Source organism: Streptomyces sp. NPDC058239, assembly GCF_042882185.1.
Taxonomy (GTDB): Bacteria; Actinomycetota; Actinomycetes; order Streptomycetales; family Streptomycetaceae; genus Streptomyces.
This window is the reverse complement of the sequence record NZ_JBHVWS010000021.1, coordinates 55,290-73,821: the sequence shown is the minus strand read 5'-3', so window position 1 is coordinate 73,821 and position 18,532 is coordinate 55,290. Positions and strand designations below refer to the sequence as shown.

At 68.8% G+C, this 18,532-nt stretch carries 22 protein-coding genes and 1 pseudogene; 22 read left to right on the top strand and 1 reads right to left on the bottom strand.

All coding sequences use genetic code 11. The annotated features are described in order from the left end of the window. The first annotated feature begins 39 nt into the window (after window positions 1-39). From ACFVYE_RS22665 to ACFVYE_RS22585, 17 genes are all read left to right on the top strand, one after another. On the top strand, window positions 40-633 hold the full coding sequence (locus ACFVYE_RS22665) for a hypothetical protein (protein ID WP_030928573.1): 594 nt from the start codon (window positions 40-42) through the stop codon (window positions 631-633). A gap of 157 nt (window positions 634-790) precedes the next feature. Then, entirely contained in the window at window positions 791-1,234 is a 444-nt protein-coding gene (gene rpsP, locus ACFVYE_RS22660; protein ID WP_030928571.1) for a 30S ribosomal protein S16, read from the top strand. Between the two features lie 2 nt (window positions 1,235-1,236). Next, entirely contained in the window at window positions 1,237-1,476 is a 240-nt protein-coding gene (locus tag ACFVYE_RS22655; protein WP_005311361.1) for an RNA-binding protein, read from the top strand. A 79-nt stretch (window positions 1,477-1,555) separates the two neighbouring features. After that, window positions 1,556-2,140 carry a ribosome maturation factor RimM gene (gene rimM / locus ACFVYE_RS22650; RefSeq protein WP_189279058.1) on the top strand — a complete coding sequence of 195 codons (585 nt, stop codon included), beginning with the start codon at window positions 1,556-1,558 and terminating at the stop codon, window positions 2,138-2,140. Next, a complete protein-coding gene (trmD, locus tag ACFVYE_RS22645; RefSeq protein ID WP_389607076.1) occupies window positions 2,140-2,961 on the top strand; it encodes a tRNA (guanosine(37)-N1)-methyltransferase TrmD in 822 nt (273 codons plus the stop codon). Before rimM ends, trmD begins: the two co-directional genes overlap by 1 nt. Before the next feature lie 129 nt (window positions 2,962-3,090). Then, window positions 3,091-3,441 (top strand): 50S ribosomal protein L19, encoded by a 351-nt coding sequence (gene rplS, locus ACFVYE_RS22640; protein WP_093899094.1) that lies wholly within the window; start codon window positions 3,091-3,093, stop codon window positions 3,439-3,441. 45 nt (window positions 3,442-3,486) lie between these two features. Beyond that, window positions 3,487-4,257, top strand: a complete 771-nt coding sequence (lepB, locus tag ACFVYE_RS22635) for a signal peptidase I (RefSeq protein WP_389607074.1) — start codon at window positions 3,487-3,489, stop codon at window positions 4,255-4,257. Next, window positions 4,250-5,326 carry a signal peptidase I gene (gene lepB, locus ACFVYE_RS22630; RefSeq protein WP_389607072.1) on the top strand — a complete coding sequence of 359 codons (1,077 nt, stop codon included), beginning with the start codon at window positions 4,250-4,252 and terminating at the stop codon, window positions 5,324-5,326. The genes lepB (ACFVYE_RS22635) and lepB (ACFVYE_RS22630) overlap by 8 nt, the downstream gene beginning before the upstream one ends. Further along, window positions 5,226-6,140 (top strand): signal peptidase I, encoded by a 915-nt coding sequence (gene lepB / locus ACFVYE_RS22625; protein WP_389607123.1) that lies wholly within the window; start codon window positions 5,226-5,228, stop codon window positions 6,138-6,140. The genes lepB (ACFVYE_RS22630) and lepB (ACFVYE_RS22625) overlap by 101 nt, the downstream gene beginning before the upstream one ends. 51 nt (window positions 6,141-6,191) lie before the next feature. Then, window positions 6,192-6,941 carry a signal peptidase I gene (gene lepB / locus ACFVYE_RS22620; protein WP_383966302.1) on the top strand — a complete coding sequence of 250 codons (750 nt, stop codon included), beginning with the start codon at window positions 6,192-6,194 and terminating at the stop codon, window positions 6,939-6,941. After that, window positions 6,931-7,419, top strand: a complete 489-nt coding sequence (locus ACFVYE_RS22615; protein WP_383966299.1) for an NUDIX hydrolase — start codon at window positions 6,931-6,933, stop codon at window positions 7,417-7,419. The genes lepB (ACFVYE_RS22620) and ACFVYE_RS22615 overlap by 11 nt, the downstream gene beginning before the upstream one ends. Before the next feature lie 64 nt (window positions 7,420-7,483). Then, complete coding sequence (locus ACFVYE_RS22610; RefSeq protein ID WP_003965949.1) at window positions 7,484-7,792, top strand: DUF2469 domain-containing protein; 309 nt, start codon at window positions 7,484-7,486, stop codon at window positions 7,790-7,792. 127 nt (window positions 7,793-7,919) lie between these two features. Continuing rightward, window positions 7,920-8,279, top strand: coding sequence for a YraN family protein (locus ACFVYE_RS22605; RefSeq protein ID WP_093899088.1), 360 nt, complete (start codon window positions 7,920-7,922; stop codon window positions 8,277-8,279). Next, the gene (locus ACFVYE_RS22600) at window positions 8,279-9,904 is read left to right on the top strand and encodes a YifB family Mg chelatase-like AAA ATPase (RefSeq protein WP_389607069.1); all 1,626 of its coding nucleotides are present in this window, start codon (window positions 8,279-8,281) and stop codon (window positions 9,902-9,904) included. Before ACFVYE_RS22605 ends, ACFVYE_RS22600 begins: the two co-directional genes overlap by 1 nt. An 86-nt stretch (window positions 9,905-9,990) precedes the next feature. Beyond that, window positions 9,991-11,145, top strand: coding sequence for a DNA-processing protein DprA (dprA, locus tag ACFVYE_RS22595; protein WP_383966294.1), 1,155 nt, complete (start codon window positions 9,991-9,993; stop codon window positions 11,143-11,145). A 242-nt stretch (window positions 11,146-11,387) separates the two neighbouring features. Next, on the top strand, window positions 11,388-12,224 hold the full coding sequence (gene whiG / locus ACFVYE_RS22590; RefSeq protein ID WP_383966291.1) for an RNA polymerase sigma factor WhiG: 837 nt from the start codon (window positions 11,388-11,390) through the stop codon (window positions 12,222-12,224). 117 nt (window positions 12,225-12,341) lie between these two features. Then, a complete protein-coding gene (locus ACFVYE_RS22585; protein WP_383966369.1) occupies window positions 12,342-12,908 on the top strand; it encodes a TetR/AcrR family transcriptional regulator in 567 nt (188 codons plus the stop codon). Window positions 12,909-13,122: 214 nt separating this feature from the next. Here ACFVYE_RS22585 and ACFVYE_RS22580 read toward each other — a convergent pair. Continuing rightward, a pseudogene (locus tag ACFVYE_RS22580) lies at window positions 13,123-13,617 on the bottom strand (peptidoglycan DD-metalloendopeptidase family protein); the annotation flags it as partial. 277 nt (window positions 13,618-13,894) lie between these two features. Between ACFVYE_RS22580 and rpsB the strand changes: the two are divergent. The 5 genes from rpsB (at window position 13,895) to ACFVYE_RS22555 (ending at window position 18,506) form a co-directional block, all read left to right on the top strand. Further along, a complete protein-coding gene (gene rpsB, locus ACFVYE_RS22575) occupies window positions 13,895-14,809 on the top strand; it encodes a 30S ribosomal protein S2 (RefSeq protein WP_389607066.1) in 915 nt (304 codons plus the stop codon). 102 nt (window positions 14,810-14,911) lie between these two features. Further along, a complete protein-coding gene (tsf, locus tag ACFVYE_RS22570; RefSeq protein WP_327272669.1) occupies window positions 14,912-15,748 on the top strand; it encodes a translation elongation factor Ts in 837 nt (278 codons plus the stop codon). A gap of 158 nt (window positions 15,749-15,906) precedes the next feature. Next, window positions 15,907-16,683: a UMP kinase gene (gene pyrH, locus ACFVYE_RS22565; RefSeq protein WP_114246924.1), complete on the top strand. Its 777-nt coding sequence runs from the start codon at window positions 15,907-15,909 to the stop codon at window positions 16,681-16,683. Window positions 16,684-16,863: 180 nt separating this feature from the next. Beyond that, window positions 16,864-17,421 carry a ribosome recycling factor gene (gene frr, locus ACFVYE_RS22560; protein WP_093899080.1) on the top strand — a complete coding sequence of 186 codons (558 nt, stop codon included), beginning with the start codon at window positions 16,864-16,866 and terminating at the stop codon, window positions 17,419-17,421. Then, window positions 17,421-18,506: a phosphatidate cytidylyltransferase gene (locus ACFVYE_RS22555; protein WP_389607063.1), complete on the top strand. Its 1,086-nt coding sequence runs from the start codon at window positions 17,421-17,423 to the stop codon at window positions 18,504-18,506. The genes frr and ACFVYE_RS22555 overlap by 1 nt, the downstream gene beginning before the upstream one ends. Window positions 18,507-18,532: the final 26 nt, after the last annotated feature.

Genomic DNA, 18,532 nt, shown 5'->3' with positions numbered 1-18,532 from the left:
GAATCGGAACACCTGGGCACTCGCGCTCGTTGTCACGACGTGAGCACGACACCACCTGTACTTGCCGCAGAGCTGGCGCAGGCGTGGGCCGATATTCAGCGGTACCACCCCGAGCTGCCGGATCTAGCCGCGCCCGAGTCCCTGATCGGAGAGTCCTCGTCCGCCTGTGGCGCCGAGCTCTCCTTCGAACGACTGCTGCATGAGGCAGTCCATGGCATCGCCGCCGCGAGAGGTGTCCGCGACACCTCGCGGGCCGGCCGTTACCACAACCGTCGATTCCTGGCGATCGCCGAGGAGCTGGGCCTCGACCATGCCGAGGAGCCCCACCCCAGCAGTGGCTTCTCGCTGGTCACGCTCAATCCCGAGGCCAAGCGCAGGTACCGCCCGACGATCGAGCGGCTGCAGCGCGCCCTCAAGGCGCATACGGTCGCCACCGCCGCCGACACCAAGCGTTCCTTCCGTGGCCCGGCCGCCCGGCACGGCTCCTCCGGCGGAGGCGTCCGCGTCAAGGCCGTCTGCGACTGCGGACGCAATGTGCGAGTCGTACCGTCGGTCCTGGCGCAGGCGCCGATCGTCTGCGGTGGCTGCGGAAAGCCGTTCCGTATCCCGGAAGCCGCGGTCGCGGTGGGGTGACCCGATGTGGTGTGGCACAATGGCTAGCTGTACTCGACAGTCGCACAGGACCCCTCTCTCCTCCGGCTGACGCGTCCATCGGGCACCCGAGTACCGCAACCCCACGTGGCATCTTCGTTGTGCCCAACCACGTCATAGACCAGGAGACACCACTTCCGTGGCAGTCAAGATCAAGCTGAAGCGTCTGGGCAAGATCCGTTCGCCTCACTACCGCATCGTCGTCGCCGACTCCCGTACCCGCCGTGACGGCCGGGCCATCGAGGAGATCGGCCTGTACCACCCGGTGCAGAACCCCTCGCGCATCGAGGTCAACTCGGAGCGTGCGCAGTACTGGCTGTCCGTCGGCGCCCAGCCGACCGAGCCGGTTCTCGCGATCCTGAAGCTCACCGGCGACTGGCAGGCCCACAAGGGTCTCCCGGCCCCCGCGCCGCTGCTGCAGCCGGAGCCCAAGGCTGACAAGCGCGCCCTGTTCGAGGCCCTGGCCAAGGACACCGGCGAGGAGTCCAAGGGCGAGGCCATCACGCAGAAGGCGAAGAAGGCCGACAAGAAGGCGGACGAGGCTGCTGACGCGGCTGCGCCCGCCGAGTCGACCGAGGCCTGAGCATGCTCGAGGAGGCTCTCGAGCACCTCGTGAAGGGCATCGTCGACAACCCCGACGATGTGCAGGTCGCCTCGCGCAACCTGCGCCGTGGTCGCGTACTCGAGGTCCGGGTCCACCCCGACGACCTCGGTAAGGTGATCGGCCGCAACGGCCGCACCGCACGCGCACTGCGTACCGTCGTGGGCGCCATCGGCGGACGTGGCATCCGCGTCGACCTCGTCGATGTGGATCAGGTTCGCTGACAGAGTTGAACACCGGCACGGGCCGGGGAGGGCCATGCGCCCACCCCGGCCCGTCGTCGTATGACAGGAGAGACACAAGGTGCAGTTGGTAGTCGCGCGGATCGGCCGTGCCCACGGCATCAAGGGCGAGGTCACCGTCGAGGTGCGTACGGACGAACCGGAGCTGCGGCTCGCGCCCGGGGCCGTACTCGCCACCGAACCGGCCACCGCCGGACCGCTGACGATCGAGACCGGCCGGGTGCACAGCGGACGGCTGCTGCTCCGCTTCGAGGGCGTACGCGACCGTACGGCTGCCGAGGCCCTGCGCAACACGCTCCTGATCGCCGAGGTCGACCCGGCGGAACTCCCCGAGGACCCCGAGGAGTTCTACGACCATCAGCTCATGGACCTCGACGTGGTCCTCGCCGACGGCACCGAGATCGGCCGGATCACCGAGATCACGCATCTGCCGTCCCAGGATCTCTTCATCGTCGAGCGGCCGGACGGCAGCGAGGTGATGATCCCGTTCGTCGAGGAGATCGTCACCGAGATCGATCTGGAGGAGCAGCGCGCGGTGATCACCCCGCCGCCCGGTCTGATCGACGAGAGCCAGGCCGTGATCGCCTCCTCGCGCGACGAAGAGGGCGACGAGGACGAGGCGCCCGAGTCCGGGAAGGACGCCTGATGCGCCTCGACGTCGTCACGATCTTCCCGGAGTACCTGGAACCGCTGAACGTCTCCCTCGTCGGCAAGGCCCGCGCGCGCGGCCGCCTCGATGTGCACGTGCACGACCTGCGGGACTGGACGTACGACCGGCACAACACGGTCGACGACACCCCGTACGGCGGCGGCCCCGGCATGGTCATGAAGACCGAGCCGTGGGGCGAGGCGCTGGACGACGCCCTGGCGGGCGGGTACGAGGCCGGGGCGCACTCCCCGGTCCTCGTGGTGCCCACACCCAGCGGCCGTCCGTTCACCCAGGAGTTCGCCGTCGAGCTCTCCGAGCGGCCTTGGCTGATCTTCACGCCGGCCCGCTACGAGGGCATCGACCGACGGGTGATGGACGAGTACGCGACCCGCATGCCGGTCGTCGAGGTGTCCATCGGGGACTATGTGCTGGCCGGCGGGGAAGCCGCGGTGCTGGTGATCACGGAGGCGGTGGCCCGGCTGCTGCCCGGCGTGCTCGGCAACGCCGAATCGCACCGGGACGACTCCTTCGCCCCCGGAGAGATGGCCAATCTGCTGGAGGGGCCCGTCTACACCAAGCCGCCCGAGTGGCGCGGCAGGGGCATCCCGGACGTCCTGCTCAGCGGTCACCACGGGAAGATCGCACGCTGGCGGCGGGACGAGGCGTTCCGTCGTACCGCGCTCAACCGGCCCGATCTCATCGAGCGCTGCGAGGCGGGCGGCTTCGACAAGAAGGACCGCGAGATCCTCTCCATCCTCGGCTGGTCGCCGGAGCCCGGTGGCCGATTTTGGCGCAGGCCCGAGGCTGTGGAAGAATAGGCCGCTGCTGTACGTCCGGCGTGCGCCCCTGCCACAGGGGGAACGACGCCCGCCCGACGCGATCAGCACCCCCATCTCCTTACTATCTCCCGTCGATGACCTGTGGCATCGGCGAAGAAAGCAGACAACATGGCTTCCCTGCTCGATGGCGTCAACGCCGCATCGCTGCGTACCGACGTCCCGGCGTTCCGCCCCGGTGACACCGTCAACGTCCACGTCCGAGTGATCGAGGGCAACCGCTCCCGTATCCAGCAGTTCAAGGGCGTAGTCATCCGCCGCCAGGGTTCGGGCGTCAGCGAGACCTTCACGGTCCGCAAGGTCTCCTTCAGCGTCGGCGTCGAGCGCACCTTCCCGGTGCACAGCCCGATCTTCGAGAAGATCGAGCTCGTCACCCGCGGTGACGTCCGTCGCGCCAAGCTGTACTACCTCCGTGAGCTGCGCGGCAAGGCCGCGAAGATCAAGGAGAAGCGCGACAACTGAGCTAACTCCCAGGTCCACAGGACGGCCGGATAAGCTCTGGCCCCGATGGACACGGAAGCCAAGCCCTCGGAGCGCGACCGCTCCTCCGCACCCGCAGCAGGGTCGGAGGAGGGGCCGCGCTTCTCGCGTATCCCGGACCGGTTGACCACCTCGATCTCGTGGCGGCGGACCGCCGCACTTGGAGCCGTCTGCTCGGTCTTCGTGCTGCTCCTCAGCACCTTCGTGGTGCAGCCCTTCCTGATTCCCAGCGGCTCGATGGAGCCGACACTGCGAGTGGGGGACCGCGTGCTGGTCAATAAATTGGCGTACCGTTTCGGCTCCGTACCGCAGCGCGGCGATGTGGTGGTATTCGACGGCACCGGATCGTTCGTGCAGGAAGCTCCCCAGGAGAATCCCGTCACCGGGCTGCTGCACGGTGTGGCAGCGTCCTTGGGGCTGGCAGAGCCTGCCGAGACCGACTATGTGAAGCGGGTGGTGGGCGTGGGAGGCGACCGGGTGGTCTGCTGCGACAGGCGCGGAAAGGTCGAGGTGAACGGCCGGCCGGTCGACGAGGGGTACCTGTATCCGGGAGATGCGCCGTCCGGGGTGCGCTTCGACATCGTCGTGCCCGACGGCACGCTGTGGATGATGGGCGACCACCGCAGCAATTCCCGCGACTCACGTGACCATCTGGGAGAACCGGGCGGTGGCATGGTCCCGGTCGACATGGTGATCGGCCGGGTGGACTGGATCGGCTGGCCGCTGGGCCGGCTGGGCTCGCTGCCGGACAGTGCCGCCTTCGCCGGCGTACGGGTGACGGGCGGGGCGCATGGGTAACCGGGGGCGGCGGCAGGACGGGCCCGACCCCGAGATACCGCTGCCGACCGGCAGCCGGCCGACGGCCGCGCGCTCACTGCCGACCAGGGCGGACCGGCGCAAGCTGGCCCGCAAGGTCAAGCGGCGGCGGCGCAGGTCGGCCGTGCGGGAGATCCCCCTTCTCATCACCGTGGCGCTGCTGATCGCGCTCGTGCTCAAGACCTTCCTGGTGCAGGCCTTCGTGATCCCGTCGGGGTCGATGGAGCAGACCATCCGGATCGGCGACCGGGTGCTCGTGGACAAGCTGACGCCCTGGTTCGGATCCAGGCCTCAGCGCGGCGATGTCGTCGTCTTCAAGGACCCGGGTGACTGGCTGAAGCAGGAGAACGTCGGGAAGAAGGACTCGCCCGTCGTCGTCAAGCAGGTGAAAGAGGCACTGACCTTCATCGGGCTGCTGCCGTCCGACGACGAACAGGATCTGATCAAGCGGGTGGTCGCGGTCGGCGGCGACACGGTGAAATGCTGCGACAAGGACGGCCGGATCACCGTCAACGGCATACCGCTGGACGAGCCCTATCTGTATCCCGGTAATCCGCCCTCCCTCATCAAATTCGAGGTAAAGGTTCCGGCCGGCCGGATCTTTGTGATGGGCGACCATCGGTCCAATTCGGCCGATTCGCGCTATCACCTGGACGAGCCGGAACACGGCACGGTTTCAGAGGACGAGGTCGTGGGACGGGCTGTGGTGATCGCCTGGCCCTTCGGGCACTGGCGAAAACTGGAAGAACCGGCAACATTCGACTCGGTCCCTGACTCGCGCGCCGGGACGGCTGCTGCGTCGGGCCCGTCGAATAGTGTGTCGTCCAAGGATCCCAACGGAATGATCCCTCTCCCGACCCCTGCGGAACTCCCGCTCGTTATGGGAGTGGTGGGCCTGCACCGGCTAGGGCGCAGGCGGTGGCACGGAGTAAGGAGTGGATGTGGGGGATTTGGCGGTCGGCGCACGATCCGGACACGACGAACCCGAGGACCGGCCGGACAATCCGGAGAACGTGGAGTCCGCCGGAGCGGCGGACAGCACGCAGAGTGACGGCGACTCTCCGAACGGCGGTAGTACGTCCCAGAAGAAGCCACGCTCCTTCTGGAAGGAGCTGCCCCTGCTCATCGGCATCGCGCTGGTTCTCGCGCTGCTGATCAAGACGTTTCTGGTGCAGGCGTTCTCGATCCCCTCGGACTCGATGCAGAACACGCTCCAGCGGGGCGACCGGGTGCTGGTCGACAAGCTGACCCCTTGGTTCGGCGCGGAGCCCAAGCGTGGCGAGGTCGTGGTCTTCCACGACCCGGGCGGCTGGCTGGAGGACACCCAGACGCCGAATCCGAATGTGGTGCAGAAGTTCCTCAGCTTCATCGGACTGATGCCGTCCGTCGAGGAGAAGGACCTGATCAAGCGGGTCATCGGAGTCGGCGGCGACACGGTGGAGTGCAAGAAGAACGGCCCGGTCGTCGTCAATGGCAAGGCACTGGACGACCAGTCGTACATCTTCCCGGGAAACACCCCCTGCAATGACGAGCCGTTCGGCCCGATCAAGGTGCCCGAGGGCCGGATCTGGGTGATGGGCGATCACCGCCAGAACTCCCTCGACTCCCGCTACCACCAGGAGCTGCTGGGCGGCGGCACGGTCTCCGACGACGAGGTCGTCGGCCGGGCCATCGTCGTGGCGTGGCCGATCAACCGCTGGGCGACCCTGCCCGTCCCCAAGACCTTCGACCAGCCGGGGATCAACGACCAGCCGGTGATCAACACGGCGATGGGCCTGGCTCCGGGAGCACTCGGTGTAGCCGGAGCGCTGCCGCTCGTGTTGTGGCGTCGCAGGAGGCTGACCAGCGAGCGTACCGCCGGGTAGGGTGCCGACTCGGATCAGCGATTGTCGATCTCCGAGGTGGGGGACGCTGGGATGAGTGGAACAGCAGGACGTACGGATGACGGCCACGGTCGGCTCGGCAGCATGCTGTCGGGGCTGGCCGTGGCCGTCGGCTGTGTGCTCTTCCTCGGCGGCTTCGCCTGGGGAGCCGTGGTGTACAAGCCGTACACCGTGCCGACCGAGTCGATGACACCGACGGTGCACGCCGGCGACCGGGTGCTCGCACAGCGGATCGACGGCAGCGAGGTGCACCGGGGCGACGTGGTGGTCTTCACCGATCCGGCGTGGGGTGCCGTGCCGATGGTGAAGCGGGTCGTCGGGATCGGCGGCGACAAGATCGCCTGCTGCGACAAGGGCCGGCTCACCGTCAACGGCAAACCCATTGAGGAACCGTATCTGCAGACCGATGGCCTCGCCTCGGCCAACGACTTCACCGCGGATGTTCCCAAGGGGCAGCTCTTCCTGCTCGGGGACGAGCGCGGCACCTCGCTGGACTCCCGGGTCCACCTGGACGACCCGGGGCAGGGCTCCGTGCCGCGCAGCGAGGTGCAGGCCCGGGTGGACGCCATCGCCTGGCCGCTGGGCGGCATGGTCGGACGGCCGCAGACCTTCGCCTCCTTCCCCGGTGGGGTGTCGTCGCCCGGACCGCTGCGGCTGCAGCTCGGGGCTGTGGTGGCGGGTGTGGTGCTCATCCTCGTCGGTGCCGCATCCGGCCCGATCGCGGCACGGTCCGCGCGGTCGGCACGGAACAGGCGCGAAAGGATGCCTGCCGGTGCGCGTTGAGGAGCGGAAGGTCGCCAGGGTGGTGCTCCTGGACCCTGACGACCGCATTCTCCTGATACACGGGTTCGAGCCGGAGGACCCCGAGAGCACCTGGTGGTTCACCCCCGGCGGCGGTCTGGAGGGTGACGAGACCCGGGAACAGGCCGCGCTGCGCGAGCTCGCGGAGGAGACCGGGATCACCGATGTCGAACTGGGCCCGCTGCTCTGGCAGCGGATGTGCTCGTTCCCGTTCGACGGGCGCCGCTGGAACCAGGACGAGTGGTACTTCCTGGCACGTACGACGCAGACCGCCACCGATACCAGTGGGCTGACCGGGCTGGAGCAGCGCAGCGTCGCGGGTCTGAGGTGGTGGACCTCCGCCGAACTGTCGGCGGCGCGTGAGACGGTATACCCGACCAGGCTTGCCGAGTTGCTGCGCACGCTGCTCGACGAGGGTCCTCCGCGTACGCCACTGGTTCTGGCCCCCGAAATCGCCTAAGCGCCCAGGGGTGCCGGAGCCTGGCGCACAATGGGGGCACGCACGGCTGAAGGGGAACATGCCAATGAGCGCCGAGGACCTCGAAAAGTACGAGACCGAGATGGAGCTGAAGCTCTACCGGGAGTACCGAGATGTCGTCGGTCTGTTCAAATATGTGATCGAGACCGAACGGCGCTTCTACCTCACCAACGACTACGAGATGCAGGTGCACTCGGTTCAGGGTGAGGTGTTTTTCGAAGTATCCATGGCGGATGCCTGGGTCTGGGACATGTACCGGCCCGCACGGTTCGTCAAGCAGGTACGGGTGCTGACGTTCAAGGACGTCAACATCGAGGAGCTCAACAAGAGCGATCTCGAACTTCCGGGTGGCTGAGCCCGTTTTTCCGGGGGGTTGATTCCCACTTCCGGGTGGCCGAGTTATCCACAATCCCGTAGTTGTCCACCAAGATCCACCAGCTGGGACCGGACGCGTCAGAGTCGGTGCCGGAGGTGGTGCCGATATGAACGCACGGGGGGCACTCGGGCGGTACGGCGAGGATCTGGCGGCGCGGCTGCTGACCGACGCCGGTATGTCCGTACTCGAACGGAACTGGCGCTGTCGTGCCGGTGAGATCGACATCGTCGCGATGGACGGCGACGCACTCGTGGTCTGCGAGGTGAAGACCCGCAGGGCAGGTGCCTTCGAGCATCCGATGGCAGCCGTCACACCGGTCAAGGCTGAGCGGCTGCGACGGCTGGCCGGGATCTGGCTCCACCGGCACGGCGGCCCGCCGCCCGGTGGGGTCCGGATCGACTTGGTCGGCGTCGTGCTGCCCAGGCGCGGAGCACCCGTCGCCCAGCATGCGCGGGGGGTGGCCTGATGGGGTTCGCACGGGCGTGCTCGGTGGCGCTCGTCGGCGTCGAGGGTGTGGTGGTGGAGGTCCAGGCGGACCTGGAGGCGGGGGTGGCCGCATTCACCCTGGTGGGGCTGCCGGACAAGAGCCTGGTGGAGAGCCGGGACCGGGTCAGGGCCGCGGTTGCGAACTCAGGGGCCGAGTGGCCGCAGAAGAAACTCACGGTGGGCCTGTCACCGGCCTCCGTACCCAAGGGCGGTTCCGGTTTCGATCTGGCGGTCGCCTGTGCGGTGCTGGGCGCGGCCGAGCGGATCGACCCGGCCTCCATCGCCGATGTGGTGATGATCGGTGAGCTCGGGCTGGACGGCCGGGTGCGGCCGGTGCGCGGCGTGCTGCCCGCTGTGCTCGCCGCAGCGGAGGCCGGGTACCGCCAGGTCGTCGTGCCCGAGCAGACCGCGGGGGAGGCGGCGCTGGTGCCCGGGGTCTCGGTCCTCGGGGTACGGAGCCTGCGGCAGCTGATCGCGGTGCTCTGCGACGAGCCGGTGCCGGACGAGCGGCAGGCTCACGACGAGGGGCGCCCCGACACCATGCTGGCCGGGCTGATGGTGCCCGGCGCGGGTATCGGCACCGGGCTCGCCCGGGTGCCCGGGCAGGGTGACGGCAGCCCACCGGATCTGGCGGATGTGGCGGGGCAGGAGCGGCCCCGCAAGGCGCTGGAGGTTGCTGCGGCGGGCGGTCACCACCTGCTGCTCTCCGGACCGCCGGGCGCCGGCAAGACCATGCTGGCCGAAAGGCTGTCGGCGATTCTGCCGACGCTGACCAGGAAGGAGTCCCTGGAAGTCACAGCGGTGCACTCGGTGGCAGGCATTCTGCCGCCGGGGGAACCACTGGTCACCCGTGCGCCGTACTGCGCACCGCACCACTCGGCGACCATGCAGTCGCTGGTGGGCGGGGGAAACGGGCTGCCGCGGCCCGGTGCGGTCTCTCTGGCCCACCGGGGGATTCTCTTTCTGGATGAGGCGCCGGAATTCTCCGTGCGGGCGCTGGACGCGCTGCGCCAGCCGCTGGAGTCGGGGCATGTGGTGGTGGCACGCAGCGCCGGGGTGGTGCGGTTGCCCGCCAGATTCCTGATGGTGCTGGCCGCCAATCCCTGCCCGTGCGGTCGGCACACCCTCAGCGGTGCCGGTTGCGAGTGCGCGCCCTCGGCGGTCCGGCGCTATCAGGCGAGACTCTCCGGGCCGTTGCTGGACCGGGTGGATCTGAGGGTGGTTGTCGACCCGGTCAGACGCGAGGACCTGATGGGGCAGGGCGGCAAGGGTGAGTCGACGGCCACCGTCGCGGCCCGGGTCCGGGAGGCCAGGGCGCGGGCGGCGGACCGGTTGGCCGGCACCGTGTGGACCACCAACAGCGAGGTGCCCGGCCATGAGTTGCGGACCCGGCTGGTCGTGGCACCGGGCGCGCTGATGGAGGCCGAACGGGACATGGAACGGGGCGTGCTCACCGCACGGGGCCTGGACCGGGTGCTCAGGGTGGCGTGGACGGTCGCCGATCTGCGCGGTGCCGACCGCCCGGAGGCCTCCGACATCGCGGTGGCGCTGGAACTGCGGACCGGGATCCCGCGGGGCGCCCTGACGAAGGCCGGAGCGTCATGAATCCGCGGGCGGACCCTGGGCAGGGGCAGGAACCGGGGTGCCTTCCGGTGCGGGACCCGGAGCGGGGCGTGGGGCAGGTGGCGGCGGTGAGGGATCGGGAACGGCTGGCGCGGGCTGCACTGACCCGCATCCTGGAGCCGGGGGACGAGCGAGGCGGCCGCTGGCTGCGCGAGTGCGGTGCCGTCGAACTGTTGCGGCGGATCACCACCAGGGACGGGGCCGCGGAGAGGCTGAGCGGAATGACTCCGAAACGTCTGGAGGGATACCGGTTACGGGCCGAGAGCGCCGAGCCCGAGCGGGACCTGGCGACGGTCGCCGCGCTCGGCGGGCGGTTCGTCTGCCCCGGCGACCGGGAATGGCCCAGCCAACTCGACGACCTCGCAGACGCCAGGCCGACCGGCCTCTGGGTGCGGGGGCCGCGCGATCTGCGGCTCTGGGCGCTGCGCTCGGTCGCCGTGGTCGGCAGCCGTGCCTGCACACCGTACGGATCCCATATGGCGGCGAGCCTCGGCGCGGGGCTGGCGGAGCTGGGGTGGGTGGTCGTGTCGGGAGCGGCGTTCGGGGTGGACGGGGCAGCCCATCGTGGCGCGCTCGCCGTTGACGGGGCGACGATGGCGGTCCTGGCCTGCGGGGTGGACGTCGCCTATCCCCGGGGACATGCCGAGCTGATCGGACGCATGGCGGAACAGGGGCTCGTCATCGGCGAATTACCACCGTCCGATCATCCGACCAGCCGCAGATTCATTCTCCGGAACCGGGTCATCGCCGCGTTGACGCGCGGGACGGTCGTGGTCGAGGCCGAATACCGCAGCGGTTCGCTGGTCACCGCACGCAACGCGCAGCGGCTCGGCCGCTTCATCATGGGCGTGCCGGGCCCCGCCACCAGCGGGTTGTCAGCAGGAGTCCATGAACTCCTCCGGGGAGAGGGCACCCTGGTGACGGATGCCTCGGAAGTCGCCGAACTGGTGGGGGACATCGGCGAACTCGCCCCGGCCAGACGCGGCCCCGTACACCCCAGGGACCTGCTGGATGCGGTCTCCGCCAGGGTTCTCGACGCGCTGCCGTCCCGCGGCGCCGTCGGCGGGCGCGATGTGGCCCGCGGCGCTGGAACCAGCATCGATGAAGCGCTCGGCAGACTGTACGAACTGCACTCACTGGGGTTCGTCGAACGTGATGGCGATGGATGGCGGTTGACGCCGAGACCGACATGCAATGGGGACGCGCGGCGAGGCGGTACTTGACCTGGAGCATTCGGGTGAAAAGGTGATGCCGATGACCTCGGCGGATCCTTCAGCGACGCCTCCGGGGCCGGCGCACGTGGCGACGGCCCCGGACCTCAGTCATGTTCGATCGGCCGGAATCGCACAGCGCCGATCCGCTGTCCTGCGCGGTCCGCGACGCCTCAGTCACGCTACGCTCACGTGAATCCCGACTCAGACACAAGTCCCCCAGCACTTCACAGCAGAACGGCTCAAGGCACCACATGCCCCAGCACACCTCCGGGTCTGACCGCGCGGCAGTACCACCGGCTGCGCGTGGCACTGTGCGCCCCCCCGCCCCCTCCTCGCTCGACGAGTTGTGGCGTTCATACAAGTCCACGGGCGACGAGCGGCTGCGGGAGCAGCTGATCCTGCACTACTCGCCGTTGGTGAAGTACGTCGCGGGCCGGGTGAGTGTGGGCCTGCCTTCCAATGTCGAGCAGGCGGACTTCGTCTCCTCAGGGGTGTTCGGACTGATCGACGCGATCGAGAAGTTCGACATCGAGCGCGCGATCAAGTTCGAGACGTACGCGATCACCCGCATCCGTGGCGCGATGATCGATGAACTCCGTGCGCTGGACTGGATCCCACGCTCGGTGCGCCAGAAGGCGCGGGCCGTGGAACGCGCCTATGCCACGCTGGAGGCACAGCTGCGACGCACGCCTTCCGAGCCGGAGGTCGCTGCGGAGATGGGCATCACGCTGGAGGAACTGCACGCGGTTTTCAGCCAGTTGTCGCTGGCGAACGTGGTCGCGCTGGAGGAACTGCTGCATGTCGGCGGCGAGGGCGGTGACCGGCTGAGCCTGATGGACACGCTGGAGGACACCGCCGCCGACAATCCGGTGGAGGTCGCCGAGGACCGTGAGCTCAGACGGCTGCTGGCGCGGGCGATCAATACGCTTCCGGAGCGCGAGAAGACGGTCGTCACGCTCTACTACTACGAGGGCCTCACCCTCGCCGAGATCGGCAATGTGCTCGGGGTGACCGAGAGCCGTGTGAGTCAGATCCACACCAAGTCGGTGCTGCAACTGCGTGCGAAACTGGCCGACGCCGGACGCTGATACCACCGGTGGCAGCTGACGGCCATGGCCGCTTCGGCCACTGATCGGGGCCACACCCGCCCTCCCGAACACCGGCCGCCGTAGAGTGGACGCGTGCCCAGGATTCGAGCGGCCTCGGTGGCCGAGCACCGGACCATGCAGCGCGGCGCCCTCCTGGACGCCGCCCGCTCCCTGCTGTCCGAGGGGGGTACGGAGGCATTGACCTTCCCCGCCCTCGCTGAACGCACGGGCCTCGCCCGGTCCTCCGTCTACGAGTACTTCCGCTCCCGTGCGGCCGTCGTCGAAGAGCTCTGCGCCGTCGACTTCCCCGTCTGGGCGGCCGAGGTCGAGAACGCGATGGAGCAGGCCACCACGCCCGTGGAGAAGATCGAGGCCTACGTGCGACGGCAGCTCGACCTCGTCGGAGACCGCCGCCACCGGGCGGTCGTCGCGATCTCGGCGAGCGAGCTGGATGCGGGCGCACGCGAGAAGATCCGGGCCGCGCACGGCGGGCTCATCGCCATGATCGTCGAGGCGCTCGGCGATCTCGGCCACGAGCAGCCGAGGCTGGCGGCGATGCTGCTGCAGGGCTCGGTGGACGCCGCGGTGCGGCGTATCGAACTCGGCGTGGCGGAGGAGCCGGCCGTGATCGCGGACACCGCCGTCGCCATGGTCCTGCGAGGCGTACAGGGCGTACAGGACTGAGTCGGGGCCGCGCCGCGGCACCGAGGAACACAATGCCGGGGGCAGCGAGTCCGTCCCCGGCCCCCTCCGCCGAGGGCCGGGGCTCCGGCACACCGAACACCGGCAGCAGCCGGGACGGCCCCCGTCGCAGCAGCTCCGGCGGCAGCAGCGACAGCGGATCCAGGTATGTGTCACCGCGCCGCAGTCCCCAGTGCAGACAGCCCGATGCGCAGTGGAAGCGCCCTGCCTCCATGACCGCCACTACTTGTCCTGCCGTCACCGTCTCGTCCTTCGCGACCAGCGCGCGCACCGGCTCGTACGTGGTCCGCAGTGGCGGATCGCCGGTCCCGGCCACCTCGATCGCCACCACCCCACGCCCCGCCACACGCCCCGCGAACGAGACCCGGCCCGAGGCCGCGGCGAGCACCGCCGTGCCCGGCTCTGCGGCGAGATCCACCCCGCGGTGGCCTCGTCCGTAGGCGCTGACCGGCGGCTCCCATCCCCGTACGACCGCGGGCCGCCCGGCAAGCGGCCACAACCGGGCACCGTCCGGCCGGGGCGCCGGTGAGGGAGCGGGCGCGGGAACAGGCGCGGGCGCCGGCTCTCCGGCTTCCGCGGCCGGCGCGACGCACAGCGCTGAGAGAAGGGCCGACGCCGCCACGAGCGCGGCGTCGCAGAAGCGGAATCTGTGCCTGAAAAGGGAAACGGTCGGATCGGGTGTACATCGCATGGCAGAACCGTCCCGCACCGCTCGGAATCGCGGGGATCATGAACCGGATCTGTGGACTACCGACCGGTTGTGGACAGCGCCGTCACCCGGCACCCGACCTGTCCCGTACACTTCCTATGGCGATCCGGGTCACCGGGTCGACTTCGCACGCCCCGCCACCTCCCTCTCTGCGGACGGTGGCCGCGCTCCTCGGTCCCTTGTGGCACGGCGCGTCGGGGCGTCAGGCGCGACAGCAATCCTGCGGTCGCGACAACCGAGCACCTCAAGGAGTACGGCCATGGCCGTCGTCACGATGCGGGAGCTGCTGGAAAGCGGCGTCCACTTCGGTCACCAGACCCGTCGCTGGAACCCGAAGATGAAGCGCTTCATCTTCACCGAGCGCAACGGCATCTACATCATCGACCTGCTCCAGTCGCTGTCGTACATCGACCGCGCCTACGAGTTCGTCAAGGAGACCGTCGCGCACGGCGGCTCCATCATGTTCGTCGGTACCAAGAAGCAGGCCCAGGAGGCCATCGCCGAGCAGGCGACGCGCGTCGGCATGCCGTACGTCAACCAGCGTTGGCTCGGTGGCATGCTCACCAACTTCTCCACCGTCTACAAGCGCCTTCAGCGTCTGAAGGAGCTCGAGCTCATCGACTTCGAGGACGTGGCCGCCTCCGGCCTCACCAAGAAGGAGCTCCTGGTTCTCTCCCGCGAGAAGGCCAAGCTGGAGAAGACCCTCGGTGGTATCCGCGAGATGCAGAAGGTGCCGAGCGCCGTCTGGATCGTCGACACCAAGAAGGAGCACATCGCCGTCGGTGAGGCGCGCAAGCTCCACATCCCGGTCGTCGCGATCCTCGACACCAACTGCGACCCCGACGAGGTCGACTACAAGATTCCGGGCAACGACGACGCGATCCGCTCCGTCACCCTGCTCACCCGCGTGATCGCCGACGCCGTCGCCGAGGGCCTCATCGCCCGTTCCGGTGCCGCCACCGGTGACTCGAAGCCGGGCGAGAAGGCCGCCGGCGAGCCGCTCGCCGAGTGGGAGCGCGACCTGCTCGAGGGCGACAAGAAGGCCGACGCCGAGGTGCAGACCTCTGCCGAGACCGAGAAGGTCGCGGACGCCGCCGAGACGCCGGCCGAGGCCGAGGCCGCTGCCGAGGCCCCCGCTGCCGAGGCTCCGGCCGCGGACGCCGAGCAGGCCTGACACCTCCGTCACGGCTGAATGACGGCGGGGGCCGGTGCCACGAGCACCGCCCCCGCCGTCCACCCGTAGATCTTTCAGACTTCGAGAGAGAAACACAGACTCATGGCGAACTACACCGCCGCTGACGTCAAGAAGCTCCGCGAGCTGACCGGCGCCGGCATGATGGACTGCAAGAAGGCGCTCGACGAGGCCGAGGGCAACGTCGACAAGGCCGTCGAGGCGCTCCGTATCAAGGGTCAGAAGGGCGTCGCCAAGCGCGAGGGCCGCTCTGCCGAGAACGGCGCCGTCGTCTCCCTCATCTCCGAGGACAAGACCTCCGGCGTTCTGCTCGAGCTGAAGTGCGAGACGGACTTCGTCGCCAAGGGCGAGAAGTTCCAGACCGTGGCCAACACGCTCGCCGCCCACGTCGCCGCGACCTCCCCGGCCGACCTGGCCGCGCTGCTCGCCTCCGAGATCGAGGCCGGCAAGACCGTTCAGGCATACGTCGACGAGGCCAACGCCAACCTCGGCGAGAAGATCGTCCTGGACCGCTTCGCGCAGTTCACCGGCGGTTACGTGGCTGCGTACATGCACCGCACGATGCCCGACCTTCCGCCGCAGGTCGGCGTCCTGGTCGAGCTCGACAAGGAGAACGCCGAGGTTGCCAAGGACGTCGCGCAGCACATCGCCGCCTTCGCCCCGAAGTACCTCAACCGCGACGAGGTCCCGGCCGAGACGGTCGAGAACGAGCGTCGTGTCGCCGAGGCCACCTCTCGCGAGGAGGGCAAGCCCGAGGCCGCCCTTCCGAAGATCGTCGAGGGTCGCGTCAACGGTTTCTTCAAGGACGTCGTCGTCCTGGAGCAGGCGTTCGCCAAGGACAACAAGAAGTCCGTCCAGAAGGTTCTGGACGAGGCCGGTGTCACCCTGAAGCGCTTCTCGCGCATCAAGGTCGGCATCTGAGTCCGTCCGCGAACAACGGTGGACCCGATAGGGTCTAGTGCAGTCGTCGGCCGCACACATGCCGTACGACCGCAGATCTGACGAGGAGGCCATTGCCGCTGAGGGACACCAGACCCACCGGCAATGGCCTTCTTCGTATGTGCACGAGGAGAATCTCCATGAACAAGGGCGCGGACGCCGCAACAGGTGACCACAAGCGCGACGACGGCAAAGTACCCGGGCGCTTCATGCTGAAGCTGTCCGGAGAGGCGTTCGCCGGCGGCGGGGGTCTCGGTGTCGACCCCGACGTCGTACACGCCATCGCCCGGGAAATCGCGGCAGTCGTCCGCGACGGCGCGGAAATCGCGGTCGTCATCGGCGGCGGCAACTTCTTCCGCGGTGCCGAGCTCCAGCAACGCGGCATGGACCGGGCCCGCTCCGACTACATGGGCATGCTCGGCACGGTCATGAACTGCCTGGCGCTCCAGGACTTCCTGGAGAAGGAGGGCATCGACTCCCGCGTCCAGACCGCCATCACCATGGGGCAGGTCGCGGAGCCGTACATCCCGCTGCGCGCCGTGCGCCACCTGGAGAAGGGCCGTGTCGTCATCTTCGGCGCCGGCATGGGGATGCCGTACTTCTCCACCGACACCACTGCCGCCCAGCGCGCCCTGGAGATCGACGCCCAGGGTCTGCTGATGGGCAAGAACGGGGTGGACGGGGTCTACGACTCCGACCCGAAGACCAACCCCGACGCGGTGAAGTTCGACGCCCTTGAGTACAGCGAGGTGCTCGCCCGCGATCTCAAGATCGCCGACGCCACCGCCATCACGCTCTGCCGTGACAACCAGCTGCCGATCCTCGTCTTCGAGCTGACCGCCACGGGCAATATCGCCCGCGCGGTCAAGGGTGAGAAGATCGGCACGCTCGTGAGTGACCAGGGCACCCGGGCCTGAGAACCGGGGGACCTTCCCGGGAAGTCAAGGGAAGGTCCGGGGCCTGCGGGGAACACCCCGGGACAGGTCCCGAAGGATGGACAACGGCCTGCCGGTCGGACACCGTGCAGGTGAGGACGCGACGCAGGACCCGCCGGGCCCGAGCACGCCGGGCCCACTCAAGACACGCAGGAGCACGTGGTGATCGAAGAAACCCTCCTTGAGGCCGAGGAGAAGATGGAGAAGGCCGTCGTCGTTGCGAAAGAGGACTTCGCCGCGATCCGTACCGGCCGTGCGCACCCGGCGATGTTCAACAAGATCGTCGCCGACTACTACGGCGCGCTGACCCCGATCAACCAGCTCGCCTCGTTCTCGGTGCCCGAGCCGCGCATGGCTGTCGTGACGCCGTTCGACAAGAGCGCGCTGCGCAACATCGAGCAGGCCATCCGTGACTCGGACCTCGGCGTCAACCCGAGCAACGACGGCAATATCATCCGGGTGACCTTCCCGGACCTCACCGAGGAGCGTCGCCGCGACTACATCAAGGTCGCGAAGACGAAGGCCGAGGACTCCAAGATCTCCATCCGGGCCGTGCGCCGCAAGGCCAAGGAGACCCTGGACAAGCTGGTCAAGGACAAGGAGTCCGGCGAGGACGAGGTGCGTCGCGCCGAGAAGGAGCTCGACGACACCACCGCGAAGTACGTCGCACAGGTTGACGAGCTGCTCAAGCACAAGGAAGCCGAGCTGCTCGAAGTCTGATGAACGACTCTTCCTGGGGCGCCCCGCAGGGAGCCGGCCACTGGGGTACGCCCGAGATGCAGGCAGCTCCGGCGGGTCCTGCATACGATGTGTATGGCGCCCAGCAGACTCGGCCCATGCCCATAGTGCCGGACGTTCCCGACGCAGGTAGAGACGCTGACGACCGTGATGACCGGGACCAGGGGGCCGCACGCCTGAGCGACGGCCCCCTGTTCCGTGACGAGAAGCCGCAGGAGCCCATGTCCACCGCGCCACCGCCCCCGCAGAAGAAACGTGCGGGCCGTGATCTGCGATCCGCAATAGGGGTCGGTGTGGGGCTCGGCGCCATCATCGTCGCCTCGTTGTTCATCGTGAAGGCCGTCTTCGTCGGTGTGATCGCCGTCGCCGTCGTCGTGGGCCTGTGGGAGCTCACCTCCCGGCTGCAGGAGCGCAAGGGCATCAAGGCGCCGCTCATCCCGCTGGCGGTCGGTGGCGCGGCGATGGTGGTGGCCGGGTACGCACGGGGCGCCGAGGGCGCCTGGGTGGCGATGGCGCTGACCGCACTCGCGGTGCTCGTCTGGCGGATGACCGAGCCTCCCGAGGGCTACCTCAAGGACGTTACGGCCGGCGTGTTCGCCGCGTTCTACGTACCGTTCCTGGCCACCTTCGTCGCCATGCTCCTGACTGCGGACGACGGCCCTCAGCGGGTGCTCACCTTCCTGCTGCTGACCGTGGTCAGCGACACGGGTGCGTACGCCGTCGGCTGGCGCTTCGGCAAGCACAAGCTCGCGCCGCGCATCAGCCCCGGAAAGACCCGCGAGGGCCTGTTCGGGGCCGTCGCCTTCGCGATGGTCGCCGGTGCGCTGTGCATGCAGTTCCTGATCGACGGCGGTTCCTGGTGGCAGGGACTGCTGCTGGGGTTCGCGGTCGCGGCCAGTGCCACTCTCGGTGACCTGGGCGAGTCGATGATCAAGCGGGACCTCGGGATCAAGGACATGGGCACGCTGCTGCCGGGCCACGGCGGCATCATGGACCGGCTGGACTCGCTGCTGCCGACCGCCCCGGTGGTCTGGCTGCTGCTGGTGCTGTTCGTGGGTTCCGGCTGATCCCCGAGTTCTGCCGCCCTGACCTG

Bases quoted from the DNA above. Each gene is read 5' to 3' on its own strand.
- ACFVYE_RS22655 (WP_005311361.1), top strand. From the start codon at position 1,237: ATGCTCGAGGAGGCTCTCGAGCACCTCGTGAAGGGCATCGTCGACAAC.
- trmD (WP_389607076.1), top strand. From the start codon at position 2,140: ATGCGCCTCGACGTCGTCACGATCTTCCCGGAGTACCTGGAACCGCTG.
- rplS (WP_093899094.1), top strand. From the start codon at position 3,091: ATGGCTTCCCTGCTCGATGGCGTCAACGCCGCATCGCTGCGTACCGAC.
- lepB (WP_389607074.1), top strand. From the start codon at position 3,487: ATGGACACGGAAGCCAAGCCCTCGGAGCGCGACCGCTCCTCCGCACCC.
- lepB (WP_389607072.1), top strand. From the start codon at position 4,250: ATGGGTAACCGGGGGCGGCGGCAGGACGGGCCCGACCCCGAGATACCG.
- lepB (WP_383966302.1), top strand. From the start codon at position 6,192: ATGAGTGGAACAGCAGGACGTACGGATGACGGCCACGGTCGGCTCGGC.
- ACFVYE_RS22610 (WP_003965949.1), top strand. From the start codon at position 7,484: ATGAGCGCCGAGGACCTCGAAAAGTACGAGACCGAGATGGAGCTGAAG.
- ACFVYE_RS22605 (WP_093899088.1), top strand. From the start codon at position 7,920: ATGAACGCACGGGGGGCACTCGGGCGGTACGGCGAGGATCTGGCGGCG.
- ACFVYE_RS22600 (WP_389607069.1), top strand. From the start codon at position 8,279: ATGGGGTTCGCACGGGCGTGCTCGGTGGCGCTCGTCGGCGTCGAGGGT.
- whiG (WP_383966291.1), top strand. From the start codon at position 11,388: ATGCCCCAGCACACCTCCGGGTCTGACCGCGCGGCAGTACCACCGGCT.
- rpsB (WP_389607066.1), top strand. From the start codon at position 13,895: ATGGCCGTCGTCACGATGCGGGAGCTGCTGGAAAGCGGCGTCCACTTC.
- tsf (WP_327272669.1), top strand. From the start codon at position 14,912: ATGGCGAACTACACCGCCGCTGACGTCAAGAAGCTCCGCGAGCTGACC.
- pyrH (WP_114246924.1), top strand. From the start codon at position 15,907: ATGAACAAGGGCGCGGACGCCGCAACAGGTGACCACAAGCGCGACGAC.
- ACFVYE_RS22555 (WP_389607063.1), top strand. From the start codon at position 17,421: ATGAACGACTCTTCCTGGGGCGCCCCGCAGGGAGCCGGCCACTGGGGT.